At 70.0% G+C, this 20,962-nt stretch carries 25 protein-coding genes; 14 read left to right on the plus strand and 11 right to left on the minus strand.

The genetic code is table 11. The features are described 5' to 3' along the window. The 9 genes from MKK53_RS00920 to MKK53_RS00960 all read left to right on the plus strand — a co-directional run. On the plus strand, positions 1 to 304 hold a 304-nt coding region (locus MKK53_RS00920; RefSeq protein WP_243925971.1), incomplete at its 5' end, for a SufD family Fe-S cluster assembly protein. 215 nt (positions 305 to 519) lie between these two features. Continuing rightward, positions 520 to 1,272, plus strand: a complete 753-nt coding sequence (sufC, locus tag MKK53_RS00925; protein ID WP_243925974.1) for a Fe-S cluster assembly ATPase SufC — start codon at positions 520 to 522, stop codon at positions 1,270 to 1,272. After that, positions 1,272 to 2,594, plus strand: coding sequence for a SufB/SufD family protein (locus MKK53_RS00930; protein ID WP_243925976.1), 1,323 nt, complete (start codon positions 1,272 to 1,274; stop codon positions 2,592 to 2,594). The genes sufC and MKK53_RS00930 overlap by 1 nt, the downstream gene beginning before the upstream one ends. A gap of 183 nt (positions 2,595 to 2,777) precedes the next feature. After that, positions 2,778 to 4,022, plus strand: coding sequence for a cysteine desulfurase (locus MKK53_RS00935; protein ID WP_243925978.1), 1,245 nt, complete (start codon positions 2,778 to 2,780; stop codon positions 4,020 to 4,022). Positions 4,023 to 4,076: 54 nt separating this feature from the next. Further along, positions 4,077 to 4,460 (plus strand): SUF system Fe-S cluster assembly protein, encoded by a 384-nt coding sequence (locus MKK53_RS00940; protein WP_238206422.1) that lies wholly within the window; start codon positions 4,077 to 4,079, stop codon positions 4,458 to 4,460. Positions 4,461 to 4,541: 81 nt separating this feature from the next. Further along, complete coding sequence (locus MKK53_RS00945; protein WP_243925980.1) at positions 4,542 to 4,838, plus strand: hypothetical protein; 297 nt, start codon at positions 4,542 to 4,544, stop codon at positions 4,836 to 4,838. Positions 4,839 to 5,477: 639 nt separating this feature from the next. Beyond that, positions 5,478 to 5,732 carry a hypothetical protein gene (locus tag MKK53_RS00950; RefSeq protein WP_243925982.1) on the plus strand — a complete coding sequence of 85 codons (255 nt, stop codon included), beginning with the start codon at positions 5,478 to 5,480 and terminating at the stop codon, positions 5,730 to 5,732. Between the two features lie 95 nt (positions 5,733 to 5,827). After that, entirely contained in the window at positions 5,828 to 6,754 is a 927-nt protein-coding gene (locus MKK53_RS00955) for an ABC transporter ATP-binding protein (protein ID WP_243925984.1), read from the plus strand. Between the two features lie 11 nt (positions 6,755 to 6,765). Continuing rightward, positions 6,766 to 7,527 (plus strand): ABC transporter permease, encoded by a 762-nt coding sequence (locus tag MKK53_RS00960; RefSeq protein ID WP_243926028.1) that lies wholly within the window; start codon positions 6,766 to 6,768, stop codon positions 7,525 to 7,527. A 151-nt stretch (positions 7,528 to 7,678) separates the two neighbouring features. Here MKK53_RS00960 and MKK53_RS00965 read toward each other — a convergent pair whose 3' ends face one another. Next, positions 7,679 to 8,443: an alpha/beta fold hydrolase gene (locus tag MKK53_RS00965; RefSeq protein WP_243925986.1), complete on the minus strand. Its 765-nt coding sequence runs from the start codon at positions 8,441 to 8,443 to the stop codon at positions 7,679 to 7,681. 104 nt (positions 8,444 to 8,547) lie between these two features. On the opposite strand from MKK53_RS00965, the gene MKK53_RS00970 reads away from it, so the two are divergent. Then, positions 8,548 to 9,375 carry an FkbM family methyltransferase gene (locus MKK53_RS00970; RefSeq protein WP_243925989.1) on the plus strand — a complete coding sequence of 276 codons (828 nt, stop codon included), beginning with the start codon at positions 8,548 to 8,550 and terminating at the stop codon, positions 9,373 to 9,375. A 93-nt stretch (positions 9,376 to 9,468) separates the two neighbouring features. On the opposite strand, the gene sfsA is transcribed toward MKK53_RS00970, so the two are convergent. Beyond that, positions 9,469 to 10,179 carry a DNA/RNA nuclease SfsA gene (gene sfsA, locus MKK53_RS00975; protein ID WP_243925991.1) on the minus strand — a complete coding sequence of 237 codons (711 nt, stop codon included), beginning with the start codon at positions 10,177 to 10,179 and terminating at the stop codon, positions 9,469 to 9,471. 90 nt (positions 10,180 to 10,269) lie between these two features. Here sfsA and MKK53_RS00980 point away from each other — a divergent pair, with 90 nt between their 5' ends. Then, positions 10,270 to 11,010, plus strand: a complete 741-nt coding sequence (locus MKK53_RS00980) for a competence/damage-inducible protein A (protein WP_243925993.1) — start codon at positions 10,270 to 10,272, stop codon at positions 11,008 to 11,010. Between the two features lie 41 nt (positions 11,011 to 11,051). Next, positions 11,052 to 11,915 (plus strand): formate/nitrite transporter family protein, encoded by an 864-nt coding sequence (locus MKK53_RS00985; protein ID WP_243925995.1) that lies wholly within the window; start codon positions 11,052 to 11,054, stop codon positions 11,913 to 11,915. Positions 11,916 to 11,930: 15 nt separating this feature from the next. Here the strand turns inward: MKK53_RS00985 and MKK53_RS00990 are convergent, their stop codons facing one another. From MKK53_RS00990 to MKK53_RS01025, 8 genes are all read right to left on the minus strand, one after another. Then, positions 11,931 to 13,208 carry an NAD(P)/FAD-dependent oxidoreductase gene (locus tag MKK53_RS00990; RefSeq protein ID WP_243925997.1) on the minus strand — a complete coding sequence of 426 codons (1,278 nt, stop codon included), beginning with the start codon at positions 13,206 to 13,208 and terminating at the stop codon, positions 11,931 to 11,933. 122 nt (positions 13,209 to 13,330) lie between these two features. Continuing rightward, on the minus strand, positions 13,331 to 13,816 hold the full coding sequence (locus MKK53_RS00995; RefSeq protein ID WP_243926030.1) for an ATP F0F1 synthase subunit B: 486 nt from the start codon (positions 13,814 to 13,816) through the stop codon (positions 13,331 to 13,333). A gap of 15 nt (positions 13,817 to 13,831) precedes the next feature. Continuing rightward, positions 13,832 to 14,410 carry a F0F1 ATP synthase subunit B' gene (locus tag MKK53_RS01000; RefSeq protein WP_243925999.1) on the minus strand — a complete coding sequence of 193 codons (579 nt, stop codon included), beginning with the start codon at positions 14,408 to 14,410 and terminating at the stop codon, positions 13,832 to 13,834. Between the two features lie 140 nt (positions 14,411 to 14,550). Continuing rightward, positions 14,551 to 14,778, minus strand: coding sequence for a F0F1 ATP synthase subunit C (locus tag MKK53_RS01005; RefSeq protein ID WP_007566773.1), 228 nt, complete (start codon positions 14,776 to 14,778; stop codon positions 14,551 to 14,553). Positions 14,779 to 14,839: 61 nt separating this feature from the next. Continuing rightward, positions 14,840 to 15,595 (minus strand): F0F1 ATP synthase subunit A, encoded by a 756-nt coding sequence (locus MKK53_RS01010; protein ID WP_243926001.1) that lies wholly within the window; start codon positions 15,593 to 15,595, stop codon positions 14,840 to 14,842. A 69-nt stretch (positions 15,596 to 15,664) separates the two neighbouring features. Beyond that, positions 15,665 to 16,039: an AtpZ/AtpI family protein gene (locus tag MKK53_RS01015; RefSeq protein ID WP_243926003.1), complete on the minus strand. Its 375-nt coding sequence runs from the start codon at positions 16,037 to 16,039 to the stop codon at positions 15,665 to 15,667. Positions 16,040 to 16,233: 194 nt separating this feature from the next. Further along, on the minus strand, positions 16,234 to 16,875 hold the full coding sequence (locus tag MKK53_RS01020) for a DsbA family protein (RefSeq protein WP_243926005.1): 642 nt from the start codon (positions 16,873 to 16,875) through the stop codon (positions 16,234 to 16,236). A gap of 98 nt (positions 16,876 to 16,973) precedes the next feature. Then, positions 16,974 to 17,498 carry a DUF721 domain-containing protein gene (locus MKK53_RS01025; RefSeq protein ID WP_243926007.1) on the minus strand — a complete coding sequence of 175 codons (525 nt, stop codon included), beginning with the start codon at positions 17,496 to 17,498 and terminating at the stop codon, positions 16,974 to 16,976. 68 nt (positions 17,499 to 17,566) lie between these two features. Between MKK53_RS01025 and mutY the strand changes: the two genes are divergently transcribed. Beyond that, positions 17,567 to 18,805: an A/G-specific adenine glycosylase gene (gene mutY / locus MKK53_RS01030; RefSeq protein WP_243926009.1), complete on the plus strand. Its 1,239-nt coding sequence runs from the start codon at positions 17,567 to 17,569 to the stop codon at positions 18,803 to 18,805. A 123-nt stretch (positions 18,806 to 18,928) separates the two neighbouring features. Here the strand turns inward: mutY and MKK53_RS01035 are convergent, their stop codons facing one another. Next, the gene (locus MKK53_RS01035) at positions 18,929 to 20,134 is read right to left on the minus strand and encodes a site-specific DNA-methyltransferase (protein WP_279598752.1); all 1,206 of its coding nucleotides are present in this window, start codon (positions 20,132 to 20,134) and stop codon (positions 18,929 to 18,931) included. Between the two features lie 474 nt (positions 20,135 to 20,608). On the opposite strand from MKK53_RS01035, the gene MKK53_RS01040 reads away from it, so the two are divergent. Further along, complete coding sequence (locus MKK53_RS01040) at positions 20,609 to 20,959, plus strand: septal ring lytic transglycosylase RlpA family protein (protein ID WP_243926013.1); 351 nt, start codon at positions 20,609 to 20,611, stop codon at positions 20,957 to 20,959. Positions 20,960 to 20,962: the final 3 nt, after the last annotated feature.

Genomic DNA, 20,962 nt, shown 5'->3' on the forward strand with positions numbered 1-20,962 from the left:
GGCCAAGGGCGCCCGGAACTTCACGAACTGTGATTCGCTGCTGATCGGCGACCAGTGCGGGGCGCACACCGTGCCCTACATCGAGTCGAAGAACGCCTCGGCGGTGTTCGAGCACGAGGCCACCACCTCGAAGATCCGCGAGGACCAGAAGTTCTACTGCCTGCAGCGAGGCCTCTCCGAGGAGGAGGCGCCCGCGCTGATCGTCCACGGCTTCCTCCGGGACGTGCTGCAGCAGCTGCCGATGGAGTTCGCCGTCGAGGCCCAGAAGCTGATCTCGATAAGCCTCGAAGGCTCGGTAGGCTGAACCGCTCGCACAACACTCCTCCCTCCCCCCTCTGCGGGGGAGGGTGGCCCCCGTGAGGGGGTCGAGAGAGGGGCAGCGCGACGGCTCAGAATGAGGCTCCCGTCGCGACTTATTCGGAGAGGGCGCTCCCCTCTCCCGACCCCTGCTGACGCAGGGGCCACCCTCCCCCGCAGTGGGGGGAGGGATGCTCGGAATCGAATTGGGACGACTACGACATGATCGAAATCAAGAACCTCGTCGTGCAGATCGAGGACAACCGCATCCTCAACGGCCTCAACCTCACCGTGAACGATGGCGAGGTCGCCGCGATCATGGGGCCGAACGGCTCCGGCAAGTCGACGCTCTCCTACGTCATCGCCGGCAAGGAGGACTACGAGGTCCTCGAGGGCGAGATCCTGCTCGACGGCCAGAACCTCCTGGAGATGGCCCCGGACGAGCGCGCCGCCGCCGGCGTGTTCCTGGCCTTCCAGTACCCGCTGGAGATCCCCGGCGTCGGCACCATGACCTTCCTGAAGGCGTGCCTGAACGCCCAGCGCAAGGCGCGGGGCGAGGGCGAGCTCTCGACGCCGGACTTCATCCGCGCGGTGAACGCCGCCGCCGACAAGCTCGAGATCAACAAGGAGATGCTCAAGCGCGCCCTCAACGTCGGCTTCTCCGGCGGTGAGAAGAAGCGCATGGAGATCCTCCAGATGGCGCTGCTCCAGCCGAAGTTCTGCGTGCTGGACGAGACCGATTCCGGCCTCGACATCGATGCTCTGCGCATCGTCTCCGAGGGGGTGAACGCGCTTCGCGCCGAGGGCCGCTCCTTCCTCGTCATCACCCACTACCAGCGGCTCCTGAACCACATCGTCCCGGACGTGGTGCACGTCATGTCCAAGGGGCAGATCGTGAAGAGCGGCGGCAAGGAGCTGGCCCTCGAACTCGAGGCCTCCGGCTACGCCGAGTACCGCACCGGGGAGGCCGCGTGATGGCCGAGGTCAAGAACCTCCGCACGGGGGCCGAGACGGGCCTGTCGGCCCTGTTCGAGGCCGGACGCAAGAGCTTCGCCACCGAGGAGGCCATCGGCCGCGAGGAGGCGTTCCGGTTCTTCGAGGCGACCGGCCTGCCGAGCCGCCGGGTCGAGGCGTTCAAGTACACCGACCTGCGCGCCGCGATCACCGAGGCCGCGCCGCCGGCCGAAGCCCCCTCGGCGGAAGCCGCCCGCAAGGCGGTGGCCGCCGCCAAGGGCTTCTCCGCCATCGAGGCCGCCCGGCTGACCTTCGTAAACGGCCACCTGATCCGCGCCCTGTCCGACCTGTCCGGCCTGCCGGAGGGCGTGACCGTGACGCCGATCAACGATGCGATGGGCAAGGGCGACGCGCGCCTCACCCGCCTCGCCCCGGTGGCGCAGGCCCGGGAGAACGCGATCTACCAGCTCAACACCGCATTCCTGGCGGATGGCGCGCTGATCACCGTCGCCCCCGGCGCCAAGCCGGCGCTGCCCCTGCACCTGCGCTTCGTGGGCACGGGCGCCGAGGCGTTCTCCACCGCCACCCGCGTGCTGGTGGATATCGGGGAGGGCGCCGAGGTCACGATCCTCGAGAGCCACGAGGGGCCGGACGGGCTGACCTACCAGCCGAACGACGCCATGGACGTGCGCATCGAGACGGGCGGCGTGTTCCGGCACGCCCGGACGAACCGCGAGGGTGACGCCGCGGTGGCCCTCTCCACCCTCAGCGTCCGCCTGGACGATGGGGCGCAGCTCGAATCGGTCGCCGTGGTGACCGGGGCGGTGCTCTCTCGCCACCAGATCTTCCTGAACATCGCGGGCGAGGGCACGAACGTCGTCGTCAACGGCGCGGCCATGCTGCGCCGCGGGCAGCTCGCCGACTCGACCCTGCTCGCCGACCATGCGGCGGTGGGCGGCGTCGGCCGCGAGCAGTTCAAGACCGTGATCGACGGCGACGCGACCGGCGTGTTCCAGGGCAAGATCATCGTCCGCCAGGCGGCCCAGCAGACCGACGGCAAGATGAAGTCCGACTGTCTTCTCCTCACCGACGAGGGGCAGATGATGAACAAGCCGGAATTGGAGATCTTCGCCGACGACGTCGCCTGCGGCCACGGCGCCACCTGCGGCGCCCCGGACGAGGACCTGCTGTTCTACCTGATGGCCCGCGGCCTGCCGCGCCCCCTGGCCCAGAGTCTGCTGGTGCAGGCCTTCCTCGGCGAGGCGGTCGAATCGGTCACCCACGAGGGCGCCCGCGCGGCGCTGATCGGCGAGATCGAGGCGTGGCTCGCGGCGCGGGGGTGATCCCCGCTTCGCCACCCGTCCAACCCGGGACCTCATCCTGAGGTGCGGCGACAGCCGCCTCGAAGGAGGGCTCCAGGGACCGCAATGACAGCTGGAGGCCTCCTTCGAGGCCTCCGCTTCGCCCCGGCACCTCAGGATGAGGCTTGCGGCAGGGAGCGGCAAAGTCTTCAGAAGGTCGCGACCATGAACGCACCCGTCCTCACCACGGCCTACGACGTCGAGGCGATCCGGAAGGAATTCCCGATCCTGTCGGAGAAGGTCTACGGCAAACCGCTGGTCTATCTCGACAACGCGGCCTCCGCGCAGAAGCCCCGCGCCGTCATCGACGCGATGGTGAACTGCATGCAGACCGGCTACGCCAACGTCCACCGCGGCCTGCATTACATGGCCAACGCCGCCACCGAGGGGTTCGAGGGCGCCCGCGAGACGACGCGCCAGTTCCTCAACGCGGCCTCGACGGACGAGATCATCTTCACCCGCAACGCCACCGAGGCATACAACCTCGTGGCCTCGTCCATGGGCTGGGCCGGGCTGATCGGGGAGGGGGACGAGATCATCCTCTCGATCATGGAGCACCACTCCAACATCGTGCCCTGGCATTTCCTGCGGGAGCGCCGGGGTGCCGTGATCAAGTGGGCGCCCGTCGATGACGAAGGCAACTTCCACATCGAGGACTTCGAGAAGCTGTTCACGCCGCGCACCAAGATGGTGGCGATCACCCACATGTCGAACGTGCTCGGCACGGTCACGCCGGCCAAGGAGATCGTGCGCATCGCCCACGCCCACGGCGTGCCGGTGCTCCTCGACGGGGCGCAGAGTGCCGTCCACCAGCCCATCGACGTGCGCGACCTCGATTGCGACTTCTTCGTCTTCACCGGCCACAAGGTCTACGGGCCGACCGGGATCGGCGTGCTCTACGGCAAGAAGGAGTGGCTGGAGCGTCTCCCCCCCTACCAGGGCGGCGGCGAGATGATCCGGACGGTGAGCCAGGATGCGGTCACCTACAACGATCCGCCCCATCGGTTCGAGGCCGGCACGCCGGCGATCATCGAGGCGGTCGGCCTCGGGGCGGCGCTGGAATTCATGATGGCGCTGGGCCGGGACAGGATCGCCGCCCACGAGACCATGCTGACGAACTATGCCAACGAGCGCCTGGGCCGGATGAACACCCTGCGCATCATCGGCAACGCCAAGGACAAGGGCGGCGTGATCAGCTTCGAGATGAAGGGCGTCCACGCCCACGACATCGCGACGGTGATCGACCGGCAGGGCGTGGCCGTCCGGGCCGGCACCCATTGCGCCATGCCCCTGCTGGCGCGCTTCGGCACGACATCGACCTGCCGGGCTTCGTTCGGGCTCTACAACACGACGGCCGAGGTCGATGCGCTTGCCGAGGCGCTGGCAAAGGCCGAAATGCTGTTCGCCTGATTTGTTTGGGACAAGACCGGCCGCGCTCGACGCGGCGGGGAGAGGGTGAGACCGATGAGCACCGACGCCACCATCACCGGGGGGAACAACACCCCCGCCGTCGAGGGCGCCTCGGCGATCCCGCCGGCCGAGATGGACCGCCTGACGGACGACATCGTGGCGGCCCTCAAATCCGTCTACGATCCCGAGATCCCGGCCGACATCTACGAGCTCGGGCTGATCTACAAGGTCGACATCGACGACGATCGCAAGGTGGCCATCGACATGACCCTCACCGCCCCGGGCTGCCCGGTGGCCGGCGAGATGCCGGGTTGGGTCGAGAACGCCGTCTCGGCGGTGCAGGGCGTCCAGTCCTGCTCGGTGACGATGGTGTTCGATCCCCCGTGGGACCAGAGCCGCATGTCCGACGAGGCCCGCGTCGCCCTCGACATGTGGTGAGCGGCCCCTCCCGTTAAGCCCGCGCTAACCATGATCCGACAGAGTTTCGGTTCGGCCGGGTTCAGCTTGCGGGACGATGGGATGGCGCTCGGATACGTGGTCGCGTTGGTGCTCGAGGCGGCCGGGCTGGTGGCCCTCCTCGTCGGGCTCGTCCGCCTGAGGGCCGAGAGCCGGGTGCGAGCGGCGGAGTTGCGCGGCCTGCTCCTCACCGGGAATGCCAACGCGGCGGGCGGCGTCCGCCAGGCGGCGGGCCCGATCCCCCGGCGCGTCGTGGTGGAGGCCACGCCCCTCGCCCCCGCGCCGGATGTCTCCACGGCGCGCGCCGCCCTGCACCGGGCGCTCGATTCGCTCCGCCAGGTGGAGCGCGAGGCGGCCTGAGGCGCCGCTCGCGTGAACGTGACGGCGTCAGCGCAGGATGATGTCGAGCCCGCTGCCGCAGAGGACGACCGCGCTGAGGGTGAAGAGGAACTTCAGGTCTTCGAGGCGGGCGCTCATCGGGCTCTCCGGTTCGGCTGTCCACGCGACAATGCCAGCATCGACGGATTTTCCGCGAGTCCTTTCACCTTCCGTTAGGCATTCCTGCGCGGTTTCCATTCGTAAACCTTGACGATCGGTAAATATCGCTCAGCCTTCGACGGGGTTCGTTAACCATCGCGTGCCGGCGAAGACCCCTGCTCGTGCGGCGGGGAGGCCCCCGATGGCGTGTGCTGGGCCGCACCGGCGCATCGCGTGCGACTACGCAAGGGCGCGACTTTCAGGCCAAGCATGGCTACGAGAGCCCCTTGACATCCGAGGGCATGACACGGGCTGAGCTTCCCGATAGTCTCGTGATACATATAAGCTTTGGCGAAATGAAACGCGTAAGACAATATCCTGCGCTATGTTCGAGAGGTGCCCGGTCCGGGCAGCGAACGAACACCAGCACATCCGCAAACGTGGCGTCGATGCCGGCCCCCCACCCGGCGGCCGCGGAGGGGGCCCGCGTCGGACGGATCGGTCGAATGAGCGGGCGGCACCATGACTGATGCGGGTGGCTTCCTTCCTGGTCAGGACACGTCCGGGGCGGCCGAGCGCACCCGCTTGCTGCGCCAGATCGCGACCGCCCTCGATCTCCCGGTCAGCGCCTTCACCCGCGCGCCCCCGGCGCCCGAGGTGGAGGGGCCGTCGAGCGCGGAGTGCGCGGCCATGCTCGCCGCCTTCTCGAAGATCCGGGATCCGCAGATGCGCGCCTTCTGCGTGCAGGTGCTGGAAACCTTCGCCGAGCGGCGATGACGCGCACGAGCCGGCGTGTGCCCGCACACCCGGTGCGCAGTGAGCGGGGATGAGAGGGGTGGTATAGGCCGGCACCCGGTCAACCCCCTCGCGCGATGCCCATCATCTCCATCACGGACCTGTCGAAGACCTACGCGTCCGGATTCGCCGCCCTGAAGGGGGTGAATCTCGCCATCGAGCGCGGGGAGATCTTCGCCCTGCTCGGGCCGAACGGGGCGGGCAAGTCGACGCTGATCAACATCGTCTGCGGGATCGTCACGCCGAGTTCCGGCACGGTGACGGTCGATGGCCACGACATCGCCGGGGATTACCGGGCGGCCCGCCGGTCGATCGGCCTCGTGCCGCAGGAGCTGACCACGGACGCCTTCGAGACCGTATGGAACACGGTGAGCTTCTCCCGCGGCCTGTTCGGGATGAGGCCCGATCCCGCCCACATCGAGAAGGTGTTGCGCGCCCTGTCCCTGTGGGACAAGCGCGGCAACCGGCTGATGACCCTCTCGGGCGGCATGAAGCGCCGGGTGCTCATCGCCAAGGCCCTGTCGCACGAGCCGCGGGTGCTGTTCCTCGACGAGCCCACGGCCGGCGTCGATGTGGAGCTCCGCCAGGACATGTGGCGCCTCGTGCGCGAGCTGCGCGCGCAGGGCGTCACGGTCATTCTCACCACCCACTACATCGAGGAGGCCGAGGAGATGGCCGACCGGATCGGCGTGATCCGCGGCGGGCAGATCATCCTCGTGGAGGAGAAGGCGGCGCTGATGCACCAGCTCGGCCGCAAGCGCCTGATCCTCCAGCTCCTATCCCCCCTCGATGCCGTGCCGGAGGGCCTCGCCGCGTTCGGCCTGGCCCTGGCGGGGCAGGGGAGGGAGCTGGTCTACACCTACGACACCAAGTCCGAGCGCACGGGCATCACCGGGCTGCTCACCGCCCTCTCCGACGCGGGGATCCGGTTCGGCGACCTGCGCACGGAGCAGAGTTCGCTGGAGGACATCTTCGTGGGTCTGGTGCGGGGGGAGGCGGCGTGATGGCCGGCGGCATGAACTGGCCCGCGATCTGGGCGATCTACCGGTTCGAGATGAGCCGCTTCTGGCGCACCGCCGGGCAGAGCATCTTGGCGCCGGTCATCTCCACCACCCTCTACTTCGTGGTGTTCGGCGCGGCCATCGGCTCGCGGGTCTCGGCGGTGGACGGGGTGCCCTACGGGCTGTTCATCGTGCCGGGGCTGATCATGCTCTCGCTGCTGACGCAGAGCATCGCCAACGCCTCGTTCGGCATCTACTTCCCGCGCTTCGCCGGGACGATCTACGAGATCCTGTCGGCGCCGATCTCGCCCGCCGAGGTGGTGCTCGGCTATGTCGGGGCGGCGGCGTCGAAATCGATCCTGATCGGGCTGATCATCCTTGGGACCTCGGCGCTGTTCGTGCCGCTGCGGATCGACCACCCGGTCTGGATGCTCGGCTTCCTGCTGCTCACGGCGACGACCTTCAGCCTGTTCGGCTTCGTCATCGGCCTGTGGGCGGACGGGTTCGAGAAGCTGCAGCTGGTGCCGCTGCTGGTGGTGACGCCGCTCACCTTCCTCGGCGGCAGCTTCTACTCCGTGAGCATGCTACCGCCGGTCTGGCACGCGGTGAGCCTCGCCAACCCCGTCGTCTACCTGATCAGCGGTTTCCGCTGGGCGTTCTTCGGCACCGCCGACGTGAGCATCGCGGTGAGCCTCGGCATGACGGCCCTGTTCCTCGTCATCTGCCTCGGGCTGGTGACGTACATCTTCCGCACCGGCTACCGGCTGAAGAGCTGACGGCGACCTCTGCCCGCTCCGTCTTCGCGGGCGACGCGACGCAATCCAGGGCCGCGGGACGCCTCGGGACGAGGCGGATCCCCGGATTGCGTCGCTCCGCTCGCAATGACGGGGCTTGGTGATCGGGGGTGGCGAGGCGCGCCGCACTCCCTCACGGCTGCGCCGCGAGGAAGGCCAGCACGCCGTCCCGGTGCGGCTTGGCGCCCACCGCGGTGGAGTGGTCTTTGCCCTCGATCTCGAGCGCCCGGGCCTCCGGCAGGAGCGCGGCCAGCGCCGGGCCCGAGCCGGCCACCGTGTCGAGGGTGCCGACCGAGACCAGGACCGGCAGCTCGATCTGCGCCAGCTCGCTCCGGCTCAGGGTCTGGCGCGAGCCGCGCATGCAGGCGGCGAGCGCCCGCAGATCGCTGCGGGTCTGTTCGGCGAAGCTGCGGAAGGCCGCCGCGGTCGGGTTGGGGGCGGGCGTGCCGGGGGGCGCCTCCAGGGCCTCGGCGATGCCGGAGGGCAGGCCCCGGCCCTCGATGAGGTGCATCCCGAGTCCGCCGATCAGCGCCGAGCGCACCCGGGCCGGGTGGTCGAGGGCGACGTGGGCGGTGATCCGCCCACCCATCGAGTAACCCATCACGTGGGCGCGGGCGATGCCGAGATGGTCGAGGAGCCGCACGGCGTCCCAGGCCATCGCCTCCGAGGAGTAGGCCTCCGGATCGTAGAGCTTCTCGCTCTCCCCGTGGCCGCGGTTGTCGAGGGCGATGGTCCGGTAGCCCGCTTGGCTCAGGGCGCGCATCCACTGGGTGTTGACCCAGTTGACCGCGTGATTCGAGGCGAAGCCGTGGATGAGCAGGATCGGATCACCCCGCCCGGAGGCGGGCGGCACGTCGATATAGGCGATCCGCACGCCGTCGGAATCGAAACTGTCCATCCCCGAACCCACCCCGTCAAAACGCGCCCCGGCTTACCGGCGGGGCACCGCCCGGGCAACGCGCGCTTGCGACATCGCGGCCCGGCTGGCATCACCCGCCGGCCATGAGCGATTCACGACCTTACGGAACCTACGCCCCGGCCGGCCTCGTCGCCGCCATCACCCGGCGCACCAGCAGCATCGGCGTGGAGAACTGGTACGGGCGCCGCCTCGCCCTGGCGCTGCGCCGGGTCGCGATCTCGCTCCTGGGGGGCAAGCCCCTCGACGTGACCCGCTACGGGGCCCGGATGCGGCTGCATCCCTACAACAACGTCTGCGAGAAGAAGGTGCTGTTCACGCCGCAGTTCTTCGATCCGCAGGAGCGGGCGCTGCTGAAGGAGCGGCTGCCGCAGGACTGCGTCTTCCTCGACATCGGTGCCAACATCGGCGCCTACGCCCTGTTCGTGGCCGCCTTCGCGGGGCCGCAGGCGCGGATCGTCGCCGTCGAGCCGCAGAAGGACGTGTTCGAGCGCCTGAGCTACAACATCGCCCAGAATCCGTTCCACACGGTCAAGGCCGTGGCCTGCGCGGTGGCCGACAAGACCGGCGAGCTGACCCTGTTCATCGACCCGCGCAACCGGGGCGAATCGAGCCTGCGGATCGTCGGCACCAACGAGGGCGCGCAGATCTCCGTGCCCGCGATCACCCTGATCGATCTCCTGCGCAACGAGGGCCTGACCCGCGTCGACGCGATCAAGCTCGACGTGGAGGGCGCGGAGGACCTGATCCTCGAACCCTTCCTGCGGGAGGCGCCGGAAAGCCTGCTGCCGCGCCTGCTCCTGATCGAGAACGGCACCGGCCAGTGGCAGCTCGACCTGCCGGCCCTGCTCAAGGAGCACGGCTACCGCGAGCTGCCGCGCTCGCGCCTGAACCTGATGTTCGAGCGAGGGTGACGATTGCCGGCCCTGCCGCGTCCTCGGCGGGGGCCGCCGCGGGATCCGAGGGAGCGGGATGCCACCGGCGGCGCGACGCGGCCGGGGCTGTCCTCAGGCCGGCGTGACGATGGGGATCTCGGCGGCGATCGCCACGCCCTCCGGCCCGACATCGCAGCGGTAGGCCCGCGTCTCGACTCCCATGCTCCGCGCCTCGCGGAAGGCGCGGTCGAAGGCCGGATCGATGTCCCGGGCGACGTCGAACGCCTCGGCCTGCATCTGCACCACGATGACCACGAGCGCCCGTCCGCCTGCGGTGACCACCTCCGCGAGGTCGCGCATATGGCGGGCGCTGCGGGCGGCCTTGCAGTCCGGGAACTCGGCGAGCCCGGCCCGGCGCAGCAGGTGACAGTTCTTCACCTCCACATGGCACGGCCCCGCCGGCCCTCCCGCCAGGAAATCGATTCGGCTCGCCGCCGCGTAGCGCACCTCCGGCCGTAGGGTCTCGTAGCCGGCGAGGGGGGCGATGAGGCCGCCCCGGAAGGCCTCGGCCACGAGGCCGTTGGGGCGCAGGGTGTTGACGCCGACCCATTGCGGGCCGCCGGGCAGGTCCGCCTCCACCAGCTCCCAGGTCAGCGGCAGCTTCCGCGCCGGATTGGACGAACGGGACAGCATCACCCGGCTCCCCGGAGCGAGGAGGCCCATCATCGCCCCGGGGTTGGGGCAATGGACGGTCTCGACGCCGGCCTCCGTCTCGATGTCGGCGAGGAACCGCTTGTACCGGCGCAGGAGCCGCCCCTGCGTGAGGGGCGAGGGCCAAAGCATGGGGACGCTCCGCGAGGGCGGGGGAGATGGACGTGGCGCCGGGGCCGGAGCGCGCTATCTGCACGGTTATTCAAAATGACGACAGGTCCCATGAGCGCCACCCCCGACACGGTCACCGCCGCGATCCTCGTCATCGGCGACGAAATCCTCTCGGGGCGCACCAAGGACAAGAACATCGGCACCATCGCGGACTACCTGACCGCCGCCGGCATCGACCTGCGCGAGGTCCGCATCGTCCCCGACGAGGAGGACAGGATCGTCGAGGCGGTCAACGCCCTGCGCGCCCGCTACACCTACCTGTTCACCACCGGCGGCATCGGCCCGACCCACGACGACATCACCGCCGATTGCGTGGCGAAGGCCTTCGGCGTCGGCATCGACGTGGACGAGCGCGCGCGGGCGATGCTGCTGGAGCGGATCAAGCCGGAGGACCTGAACGAGGCCCGCCTGCGCATGGCCCGCATCCCGTTCGGCGCCGACCTCATCCCCAACGCGATCTCGAAGGCGCCGGGCTTCCGCATCGGCAACGTTATGGTCATGGCGGGCGTGCCGGGCATCATGCAGGCGATGCTCGATGCCGTCGGCCCGACCCTGCAGGGGGGCGCGGCGATGCTCTCCGAGACCGTGGAGGCGCACGGAATCCCCGAGGGGAACTACGCGGGCGAACTCGGGGCGCTCGCCAAGCGCCACGGCGACGTGTCGATCGGCTCCTACCCGATGATGACGCCGGAGGGCTTCCGCAACCGGATCGTCGTGCGGAGCCGCGATGGGGACGCCCTCGCCCGGGTCGTGGCCGAAGTCGAGGCGCTGGTGCAGCGGCTCTCCGCCTGAGACGGCCTTTCGACGACGGCGCGGCGGAGCGGGGCAAGCGGATGGCGGACCACGACAGGCTGGAGAAGGAGGCGCGGCGCGGCGAACTCCTCAAGGAGGTCTCGGAGATCGGCCGTCCGGACGCTTACGTCCTGCACGAGGTCATCCGCCTCGAAGGCGACGAGGAGCTGCGCCGGCATGGCGGGGCGCTGTTCCTGTCGGCCTTCGCGGCGGGGCTCAGCATCGCCCTGTCGCTGATCGTGCCGGGCGTGCTGAAATCCTACCTGCCGGAGGCGAGCTGGACGAAGGTCATCACCTCGATGGGCTACTCGGTCGGGTTCCTCGTCGTCGTGCTGGGCCGGCAGCAGCTCTTCACCGAGAACACCATCACGCCGATCCTTCCCCTGCTGCACGACCGGTCGATGAAGACCGCGGGGCGGGTGCTGCGCCTCTGGGGCATCGTGCTGTCGGGCAACCTCATCGGGACCCTGGCGATCGCCCTCCTCATCGCCCATGCGGGCGCCTTCGAGCCCCCGGTGCTGAAGGCCTTCGCCGAGATCAGCCACGACGCCATCGCCCACGATTTCCTCTCCACCTTCGTGAAGGCCATCTTCGCCGGGTGGATCATCGCCCTGATGGTGTGGTTCCTGCCGGCGACGGACAGCGCGGCCCCCTACGTCATCATGCTGATGACCTGGATCGTCTCCCTCTGCGGCCTCGCCCACGTCGTGGCGGGCTCGGTCGAGGCGTTCTACCTCGTGGTGACGGGGGCGGCCTCCATCGCCGATTACGGCCACCGGTTCTTCCTGCCGACCCTGCTCGGCAACCTCTTCGGCGGCACGGCGCTCGTGGCCGTGCTCAATTTCGGGCAGGTCGCCCCCGAGGTCGAGGAGACCAAGGAGGTCGAGGACGACCGGACGGATTGAGGCGCGCGCCGCCCCTCAATCCAGCCTGACCGGCGGGCTGACGGCCTGATCGAGCCCGTCGGCGGCCCAGGTGGCCAGGGCGAGCCCCGGGCCGAACAGGCCGAGCTGGTGCTGCCGGTAGAGGAGATCGTGGGCCAGCCGGGCGGACAGGCCGTTCAGCCGCCCGCCGCCGAAGGTGTAGCGCCCCAGCGTCCCCCAGCCGTTGAAATCCGCGAGGGACACGATGGCGCCGCGCTCCCGGTACCGGAAGGCCGGCAGCGGCCCGGCGAGGTCGCCCGCGGCGAGGTTGCGCCGGAGGGCGGGGACGAGGTGCTGGGCCTGCTGGTGGGCCGCCTGGGCGGTCGCCGGCACGGGTCGGCCCGATCCCGGATCGGTCTGGCTGGCGCAATCGCCGAGGGCCAGGATCGCGGGATCGCGGGTGGTGCGCAGGTCCGGCCCGACCACGAGGCCGCCGGTCCGGCCCCGCTCCAGGCCGTCGATGGTGGAGAGCACCTCCGGTGCCTTCACCCCCGCGGCCCAGACCTTCAGGGCCGCCTCGACCCGGCCGCCGTCCTTCAGGGAGAAGCCGGCCGGATCCGCCCCGGTGACCATGGCGCCGGTCCTCACCTCCACCCCGAGCTCCGCCAGGGTCCGCGCGGCGGCCGCCGACACACGCTCGGGGAAGGCCGGGAGCAGGCGCGGCCCGCTCTCGATGAGGAACAGGCGCAGCCGCCGGGGCAGGTCCGGTGAGCCGTAGCGGGCCAGCAGATCGATGGCGTGCTTGAGTTCGGCGGCCAGTTCCACCCCGGTGGCGCCGCCCCCGACGATGGCGATGGACAGCCCCTCCTGCGCCTGCAGGGCGCGGAGGAGATGACGGCGCAGGGTGCCGTGGAAGCCCTCCGCCTCGGTCAGGTCGTCGATGGTGAAGCAGTGCTCGGCGACACCGGGCGTGCCGAAATCGTTGGCCCGGCTGCCGATGGCGAGGATCAGCAGGTCGTAGGCCAGTTCGACCGGGGGGTGCGATTCGGCATCCTCCACCACGAGGGAGACCGTCCGGGCGGCCCGGTCGACGGCGACGAGGGTGCCGGGCTGGAAGCGGAAGCCGGTGCGCTTGGCCTGGGCGAAGAACCCGACCTTCTGTCGGTCGGGCCGGGCCGTCCCCGCCGCGAAGGTGTGCAGCATGGGCTTCCAGACATGGGACAGGCTGCGGTCGGCGAGCACCGTTTCCGCGCTTCCCTCCCGCCCCAGGCCGGTGGCCACCTCCAGCCCCGCCACGCCACCCCCGATGACGACGATCTTCGCCCTGTCCGCCATGCTGCCTCCTAGACCGCTCCGCCAACGCCCCCGGCGGGACGGGCGTTCACTCGCGCCGGGGAGGACCGGACGCGAAAAAGCCGCCCGGAGGCGGCTTTTCGAAGGGCGGAGGGGGGAGAGGATCAGGCCCGCAGGCGGGTCCGGATCTCGCCGAGGCTCGAACGGATCAGCCCCTGGGCGGCCTCGCCCTGCAGACGCTCCTTGAGGATCGTCTCGGAGACGCGGACCGCGGCTTCGGCGGCCGCCGCGCGGACCTGGGCTTCGGCCTGGGCCTCGGCCTGAGAGATCTTGGTTTCCGCGGCCTTCGTGCGGCGGACCACGAACTCGTCCAGCTTGCGCTGGCCCTCTTCGGCGGCGCGCTGCGCCTCCTCGCGGGCACCGGCCACGATGGACTGGGCCTCCTTCTCGGCCTCGACCTGCCGGCGCTTGTAGTCGGCCAGCACGGCGGCGGCCTCCTCACGGAGGCGCTTGGCCTCGTCGAGCTCGTGGCGGATGCGCGTGGCGCGGCCGTCCAGGCCCTTGGTCATGGTGGTGAAGGCGCCGGCCTTCCACGCGATGGCCATGAAGATGAAAAAGGCGACGGCGACCCAGAATTCGGCTTCGAGCAGCATGGCGATCCTCCGTCAGTGGGCCGTGGCGTCGAGCGCCCGGTCGAGGCTCGCCTGGTCGGGGGCTTGGCCCGTCAGCCGCTCCACGATCGCGGAGGCGGTCTCGCCCGCGATGGAGCGGACGTTGCCCATCGCGGCCTCGGTGCGGCTGCGGATGGTGGCCTCGGAGGCGGCCAGCTTGGTGTTCAGTTCGGCTTCGAGCATCTTCCGCTTGGCCTCGGCCTCGGCGTTGAGCTCGTTGCGGGTGCCCTGCGCGATGTCGCGGGCCTTGTTCTGCGCCTCCCGCAGGGAGGTCTCGTAGGCGGCGCCGGCCGCATCGGCCTGGGACTTCATCGCCTGCGCCTGATCGAGATCGGCGCGGAGCCGCTCGGCGCGGTTGTGGAGGATACCCCGGATGCGGGGCAGGGCCACCTTGTCCATCAGGTAGTAGAGCAGGCCGAAGGCCAGGGCCAGCCAGATGATCTGGGCCAGGAAGCCCGATGTCTCGAAGGGCGGGAACGCGCCGGAATGCGCTTCCGTGTGCTCGACATGGCCCGGCACGACCTGCGTGTCGGCGCCCGGAGGCGGCGTCGTGAGAGGGTTCGGCTGCGCCATCTAACCGGTCCGAGTAAACACCGTCGGGGGGCGCCGGGGGGCGCCGACGAGGAGGACGGCGCCTGGCGCCACCCTCCCGTGGGAAGGCGGCGCCGGGGCGCCGCCTCGGCCGGGGCTGGGACAGCCCCGGCGAGGGCCGATCAGACGGCGAAGAGCAGCAGCAGGGCGATCAGCAGCGAGAAGATGCCGAGGGCCTCGGTGAGGGCGAAGCCCAGGAGCAGCGTGGCGCGCTGGCCATCGGCGGCGGACGGGTTGCGAAGGGCGCCGGCAAGGAACTGACCGAACAGGTTGCCGAGGCCGATGCCCGCACCCGCCATGCCGAGGCAAGCGAGGCCGGCGCCGATGTACTTCGCAGCGACGGGATCCATGGTAACTCCTGAGGTCTTTCTCGAGAACGTGCGCGAGGTTCGCGGCGGGGAAGCCGGCCAGTCAGTGGCCGGGGTGAAGGGCGTCGTTCAGGTAGATCGCCGTGAGCGTCGCGAAGACGTAGGCCTGAAGGGCCGCCACGAGGAATTCGAGGGCGGTCAGGGCGATCGTCAGGAACAGCGGGAGGGGCGATAACACGCTCCAGGCCCCGGCGAGAAGAAGCTGGACCACGAAGAACGCGAAGATCTTCATCGCGATGTGGCCGGCCAGCATGTTCGCGAACAGACGAACCGAGAGGCTGATCGGCCGCGAGATGAAGGAGATCACCTCGATCGGGACGAGGATCGCCAGGAGCACCTTCGGCACGCCCGACGGGACGAACAGGCCGAAGAAATGTGCGCCGTGCTTGTACACCCCGTAGCCCACCACCACGCTGATCACCAGGGCCGCGAGGCCGAAGGTGATGATGAGATGGCTCGTCACCGCGAATGCGTAGGGGATCATGCCGAACAGGTTCAGGATCAGCACGAACATGAACAGCGAGAACACCAGCGGCATGAACTTCTTGCCGCCGTCACCGGTCGCCTGGTGCAGCGTGTCCTCGATGAATTCGTAGAACACCTCGGCCAGCGACTGCATGCGGCCCGGCACGACCGACCGCGACGCCGTCGCGACGATGGTGATGAGGGCGACGACCCCCACCGCAGCGAACATGTACAGAGCGGACTGGGTGAACGCGAGCTGCTGATGGCCGATATGGCCGAGCGGCACCAGGGACTTCAGCTCGAATTGGTGAATCGGGTCGATCGTGACCGCCATGCCCGCTCCCGCCCTTCTCTTGTCTCTCCGGCGCCGATGCCGGCGCCCGCTTCGTCCGTCGGGAGGGCCCTACCGGTCCGCCCCGTCGCGCCGACCGGGGCGCGAACCGGCGAACCCGGAGGCCCGCATCACGTTGTAGAAGCCCGCCACGCATCCGAGCAGCAGGAGGACGATCATTCCCCAGGGTTTCGTCCCCAGGAGATGATCGGCGATCCAGCCGAGGACGCCCCCCGCAATCACGCCGGCGACGAACTCCGTGGAGAGCGTCATCGCCTGCCCGAGCGGGGTGCGGTCAGTGTCCCGAGGACGCGCAGAGGTGGCGGGAGCAACCGAGGGTCGCTTCCGTTCGATCTGCGCTTCGAGACGCCTGAGCCTCGCGGAGAGGTCGCCTTCCGGCGGCTCGCCCGCATCCCCGTTTCCACCCCTCGCGTCGTCGCCGTTCACGGCTCTAACCCTCGGGACTGTCGGATCCGGAAACTGCTGGAAGCCCCCTGCAAGCGGGGCGCACCATAGTTTCGCCTACCTTGGGTGTCAAGGCGCCCCCACATCGTCCTAACTCTTTGCAATCATTACAAGATCGGGCGTTTCGGGTCCGTTTCCGGGCCTCGGGTTTTTGCGCCCGCGTCGCGGCCGAGTGCTCAGGCGTCGAGGATCGGCTTGATGACCTTTTCCATCGCCTCGAGGGTCATCTCGCCGGTGTAGCGCGTGCCGTTGATGAAGAAGGTCGGGGTCGAATCGACCTTGAGCACGTCGAGCCCCCGCTGCTTCGTGGCGTTGATGCCGGCGTAGATCTTCTCGTTCTTCAGGCAGGCCTCGAACTTTTCCTTGGTGTAGCCCGCCTGCTTGAGCATCTGCTCCAGGTTGTCGACGGGCTTCTGCGTGAAGGCCCAGCCGGCCTGCTGGTCGAAGAGCAGGTCGGTGACCGGGTAATACATCTTGTCGCCCTCGCAGCGGGCCAGCATGAAGCCGGCGGTGGCGAGGGGATCGAGGGGGAACTCCCGCAGGGTGAACCGCACCTTGCCGGTGTCGACGTAGCGCTGGCGCAACTCCGGCCAGGTCTCCTTGTGGAACTTCGCGCAGTGCGGGCAGGTCATCGACGCGTATTCGATGATCGTGCACTTGGCGTCCGCCGGGCCGAGCCAGACGTCGCCCAGCGGGCCGGCCTGCATCAGGACGGCGTTGTCGATCGTGTCCGCGAAGGCGGGGGCCACGAAACCCGGCAGGGCGAGGCCGGCGGTGACGAGGCCGGTGAGCTTCAGTGCGTCGCGTCGCGTGGTCATGGCGTGATGCCTCCCGCCGGATGGTGTTCTTCGTTCGCACAACCGGGTATCCGGGGACGGAGGGGCTGGCAAGGCGACGCGACGGCGCTGGGCCCGCCTCAGCGCCTCGGCTTTCCGCCGGGTCCGGCCCCGGGGGAGGGCGCCCCGGCGGTCGCCACGGTGGCGATGCCGAGCCGGTCGAGGGCCTCCCGCAGGCCGGCATCCTCGATGCCGGCCACGGCCTTGGCCACCTCGCCCCGGCGGGCCGGATCGACCCCGCGGACGGGCCCGGCGGCGGCACGCTGGCCGACCCGGTCCTGCTTGAGCACGATCTTGCCGACGCAGGCCCAGCCGTAATGGGCGTTGATGCGCTGGACCACGACGGGCGCGAGGTGCTGCAACTCGATGGCGAAGACGCCCTCGACGCGCACGACCAGCGTGCCGGGCTCCGGCCCGCCGCCCTCCTCGCTGCCGCGCCGACGGCGGGGCCATTCGAGCTTGGCGGGGCGGCAGTAGCGGGCCAGCCGCTCACCCACGATCTCCGGCCAGGCGGCCAGGATGTCGGTGGAGGCGAAGCCCTGCGCGGCGAAGGCGGGGCCGATGCAGGAATCGATCAGCTCGGCGAGGGGTTTCGGTCGTGCCATCGGTGCCGTCGTGTCCGGTCGCCGAAAACCTGCTCCCGCCGGCGCGAAAAACCGGTTAAGGCCCCCGCATGGTAACGCCCGCGGCGTCACACTCAAAGCCGGATCCGGGACCGGACGCGGCCGACCTGCTGGTCTGGTACGACCGCCACCGCCGGGTGCTGCCCTGGCGCGCCCTGCCGGGCGCCGCGGCCGATCCCTACCGGGTGTGGCTGTCGGAGATCATGCTGCAGCAGACCACCGTCGCGGCGGTGAAGCCGTACTTCGCCCGGTTCCTCGCACGCTTCCCCGACGTCGCCAGCCTCGCCGCCGCGCCGGAGGAGGCGGTGATGAGCGCCTGGGCGGGGCTCGGCTACTACTCCCGGGCGCGCAACCTGCACGCCTGCGCCCGGTCCGTGGCGGCGGCGGGGGCCTTCCCGGATACGGTGGAGGGCCTGCGCAAGCTCCCGGGCATCGGCGCCTACACGGCCGGTGCCATTGCCGCCATCGCCTTCGACCGACCGGCCGCCGCGGTGGACGGGAACGTCGAGCGGGTCGTCTCGCGCCTCTTCGCCGTGGAGCAGCCGCTGCCCGCCGCCCGCCCGGCCCTGCGCAGCCTCGCCGAATCGCTGGTGCCGCAGCAGCGGCCGGGGGATTTCGCGCAGGCGGTGATGGACCTGGGCGCGACCCTGTGCACGCCCAGGCGCCCGGCCTGCGCCCTCTGCCCGTGGATGCAGCCCTGCCGCGCCCGCAAGGAGGGGATGCAGGAGACCTTCCCCCGCAAGGTGAAGCGCGAGGCGGGGGCCCTGCGCCGGGGCGCCGCCTTCGTGGTGCAGCGGTCCGGGGACGGGGCGATCCTGCTCCGCACCCGGCCGCCCACGGGCTTGCTCGGGGCCATGGCCGAGCCGCCCACCAGCGAGTGGCACCCGGATTACGACTATGCCCAGGCGCTCCTCGACGCCCCCCTCGACGCCCGCTGGAAGCGGCTGCCGGGGATCGTGCGGCACGTCTTCACGCATTTCCCGCTGGAGCTGACGGTCTTTTCCGCCCGGGTCGCGGCCGGGACGCCCGCACCGGAGGGGATGCGCTTCACGCTCCCCGCCGCGATGGCGGACGAACCCCTGCCCGGGGCGATGAAGAAGGTGCTGGCCCACGCGCTCGAGCAGAAGCTCGCCGTGCCCACGGCCCCGGCGCCCGCCCCGGAACCGGACCTCGCCACGCCGCCGCCGGCCGAGCCTCCGCCCCGCCGGGCGCCCCTGCCGAAGGTGCTGTCCCGCCGGCCCATCGCCGCCGCGCCGCCGCGGAAGGGTGGGCCGAAGGCGCGTGAATAGGTCTCGGAACGTGCCGAACGCCGGACCGACGACCCTATCCACGCCCTCGTCCTGAGGTGCGGCGTGAGCCGCCCCGAAGGAGGAGGGCGTGGGCAGGAGGATACGAGCGTCCCGGCCGGCCTCTCAGGCCCCGCCCATCCCGGCGCGGATCTCGGTGCGGAACGCATCGATCGAGACCCGCTCCCCGCCGCGCTCGGCGTGCCAGAAGGTCCAGCCGTTGCAGGCCGGCAGGCCCTGGACCAGGGCCCCGATCTTATGGATGGAGCCGATGACGAGGCCGTTGTCGAGCTGGCCGTCCGGCCGCACCGTGGCCCGGAACCGGTTGCGCTCGTCGCACAGGGTCTCGCCGGGCCGGACGAGGCCGGCCTCGATCACGGAGAGGAACGGCACCCGCGGCTCGGCGCGCTTGGTCGGCGCCACGAGGAGAGCGGCCTGCGACAGGACCTCCACGCCGGCGATCCGCGCCCGGGCCGCCGCGGCGTAGCCGGGGTCGCGCTCGATGCCGATGAAGCGGCGGCCGAGGCGCTTGGCGACGGCGCCGGTGGTGCCGGTGCCGAAGAACGGGTCGAGCACCACGTCGCCGGGATTGGTGGCGGCGAGGAGGGTGCGGGCGAGCAGGGCCTCGGGCTTCTGCGTCGGGTGGACCTTGCGGCCCCCCTCGTCCTTCAGCCGCTCGTCCCCGGTGCAGAGGGGGATGAACCAGTCCGAGCGCATCTGGAGGTCCTCGTTGCCCCCCTTCAACGCCTCGTAATGGAAGGTGTAGGCCTTCGACTCCGCCGAGCGCGACGCCCAGATCAGCGTCTCGTGAGCATTGGTGAACCGCTTGCCGCGGAAGTTCGGCATCGGATTGGCCTTGCGCCAGACGATATCATTGAGGATCCAGTAACCGAGATCCTGAAGGACGCTGCCGACCCGGAAGATGTTGTGGTATGAACCGATCACCCAGAGGGTCGCGTTCGGCTTCATCACCCGCCGTGCGGCGGCGAGCCATTCGCGGGTGAAGGCGTCGTAGGCGGGGAAGCTCGCGAACTTGTCCCAGGCGTCATCGACGGCGTCGACCCGGCTCTGGTCGGGACGCAGCAGCCCGGCATCTCCGAGCTGGAGGTTGTAGGGCGGGTCCGCGAACACGCAGTCGACGCTGGACGCGGGCAGGGCGTTCATGGCGGCGATACAGTCGCCGACCAGCACCGTGTCGAGTGGCAGGCCCGTGGACCTGATGGGCGACGGCTGGGCTGGAAGCCCCATCCGTGACGCCGACGCGGGCCGCCCGGCACGCGAGACCTGTTTCCGGGCGAAGGCGTCGGCTGCCACGGTACGCTGGGAAGCCATGAGACACACCGGTTACGCGACTGACCGGCTGACCATGCGTCAGCTACGGTAAAAACCGCGTTCAGGCCGTTCCCCACGGGGCGTCCCGTTCTGACCCGCCGGGCCGCGCGGCCCGTCCCGCGCCCACTTCGATCACTCCGTCATGCCCGCCGCGCGAGGCGCCCGGTTCAACGGTCAAGCTTCCCCGCCAGCGGGACGCAGCCCTTCGCCATGCGCAGAGCTAGGACAATGATCGTATCCCGGCCGCCTTTTCGGCCCGCGTTGCTAATCTATCGCGATACTTCCGCAGCATTCGCGCCGAGTATTTTTTATTATACGCCCCAATCGACCCAAGATCAGCCGCATGTAAGCGCTGCGATCAGCTTCAATGTGTCAGATTTATGTCATTGAAGACCGGAAAATCCACGCCTTATTGCAGCCCGTTTCTCAAACGACTGGCGCCGCCCCGTTCACAACAAGGGAATGCGCAGAACAATGATGGTTGGTTTCGGGAAGTTCGCCGCCGTCTTCGGAATGCTGGCTGCCGCCTCGGGCGCAGTCTCCCCCGCCGCCGCACAGAGCGGCACCGCCTCCTGGTACGGCAGCGGACACCGCACCGCGAGCGGCGAGCGGTACAACCCCAACGGCCTGACGGCCGCGCACCGCTCCCTGCCGTTCGGCACGCGGGTGCGCGTCGAGAACCGTCGCACCGGCCGTTCGGTGGTCGTCCGGATCAACGACCGCGGGCCGTTCATCCACGGGCGCATCATCGACCTGTCCCGCGGCTCGGCCCGGGCGCTCGGCATGGGTGGGACGACCTACGTCTCCCTCCGGGTCGTCGACTGACGC

It is taken from the genome of Methylobacterium sp. J-076 (genome assembly GCF_022829405.1).
Taxonomy (GTDB): Bacteria; Pseudomonadota; Alphaproteobacteria; order Rhizobiales; family Beijerinckiaceae; genus Methylobacterium.

Bases quoted from the DNA above. Each gene is read 5' to 3' on its own strand.
- sufC (WP_243925974.1), top strand. From the start codon at position 520: ATGATCGAAATCAAGAACCTCGTCGTGCAGATCGAGGACAACCGCATC.
- MKK53_RS00930 (WP_243925976.1), top strand. From the start codon at position 1,272: ATGGCCGAGGTCAAGAACCTCCGCACGGGGGCCGAGACGGGCCTGTCG.
- MKK53_RS00935 (WP_243925978.1), top strand. From the start codon at position 2,778: ATGAACGCACCCGTCCTCACCACGGCCTACGACGTCGAGGCGATCCGG.
- MKK53_RS00940 (WP_238206422.1), top strand. From the start codon at position 4,077: ATGAGCACCGACGCCACCATCACCGGGGGGAACAACACCCCCGCCGTC.
- MKK53_RS00945 (WP_243925980.1), top strand. From the start codon at position 4,542: ATGGCGCTCGGATACGTGGTCGCGTTGGTGCTCGAGGCGGCCGGGCTG.
- MKK53_RS00950 (WP_243925982.1), top strand. From the start codon at position 5,478: ATGACTGATGCGGGTGGCTTCCTTCCTGGTCAGGACACGTCCGGGGCG.
- MKK53_RS00955 (WP_243925984.1), top strand. From the start codon at position 5,828: ATGCCCATCATCTCCATCACGGACCTGTCGAAGACCTACGCGTCCGGA.
- MKK53_RS00960 (WP_243926028.1), top strand. From the start codon at position 6,766: ATGAACTGGCCCGCGATCTGGGCGATCTACCGGTTCGAGATGAGCCGC.
- MKK53_RS00965 (WP_243925986.1), bottom strand. From the start codon at position 8,443: ATGGACAGTTTCGATTCCGACGGCGTGCGGATCGCCTATATCGACGTG.
- MKK53_RS00970 (WP_243925989.1), top strand. From the start codon at position 8,548: ATGAGCGATTCACGACCTTACGGAACCTACGCCCCGGCCGGCCTCGTC.
- sfsA (WP_243925991.1), bottom strand. From the start codon at position 10,179: ATGCTTTGGCCCTCGCCCCTCACGCAGGGGCGGCTCCTGCGCCGGTAC.
- MKK53_RS00980 (WP_243925993.1), top strand. From the start codon at position 10,270: ATGAGCGCCACCCCCGACACGGTCACCGCCGCGATCCTCGTCATCGGC.
- MKK53_RS00985 (WP_243925995.1), top strand. From the start codon at position 11,052: ATGGCGGACCACGACAGGCTGGAGAAGGAGGCGCGGCGCGGCGAACTC.
- MKK53_RS00990 (WP_243925997.1), bottom strand. From the start codon at position 13,208: ATGGCGGACAGGGCGAAGATCGTCGTCATCGGGGGTGGCGTGGCGGGG.
- MKK53_RS01000 (WP_243925999.1), bottom strand. From the start codon at position 14,410: ATGGCGCAGCCGAACCCTCTCACGACGCCGCCTCCGGGCGCCGACACG.
- MKK53_RS01005 (WP_007566773.1), bottom strand. From the start codon at position 14,778: ATGGATCCCGTCGCTGCGAAGTACATCGGCGCCGGCCTCGCTTGCCTC.
- MKK53_RS01010 (WP_243926001.1), bottom strand. From the start codon at position 15,595: ATGGCGGTCACGATCGACCCGATTCACCAATTCGAGCTGAAGTCCCTG.
- MKK53_RS01020 (WP_243926005.1), bottom strand. From the start codon at position 16,875: ATGACCACGCGACGCGACGCACTGAAGCTCACCGGCCTCGTCACCGCC.
- MKK53_RS01025 (WP_243926007.1), bottom strand. From the start codon at position 17,498: ATGGCACGACCGAAACCCCTCGCCGAGCTGATCGATTCCTGCATCGGC.
- mutY (WP_243926009.1), top strand. From the start codon at position 17,567: ATGGTAACGCCCGCGGCGTCACACTCAAAGCCGGATCCGGGACCGGAC.
- MKK53_RS01035 (WP_279598752.1), bottom strand. From the start codon at position 20,134: ATGGCTTCCCAGCGTACCGTGGCAGCCGACGCCTTCGCCCGGAAACAG.
- MKK53_RS01040 (WP_243926013.1), top strand. From the start codon at position 20,609: ATGATGGTTGGTTTCGGGAAGTTCGCCGCCGTCTTCGGAATGCTGGCT.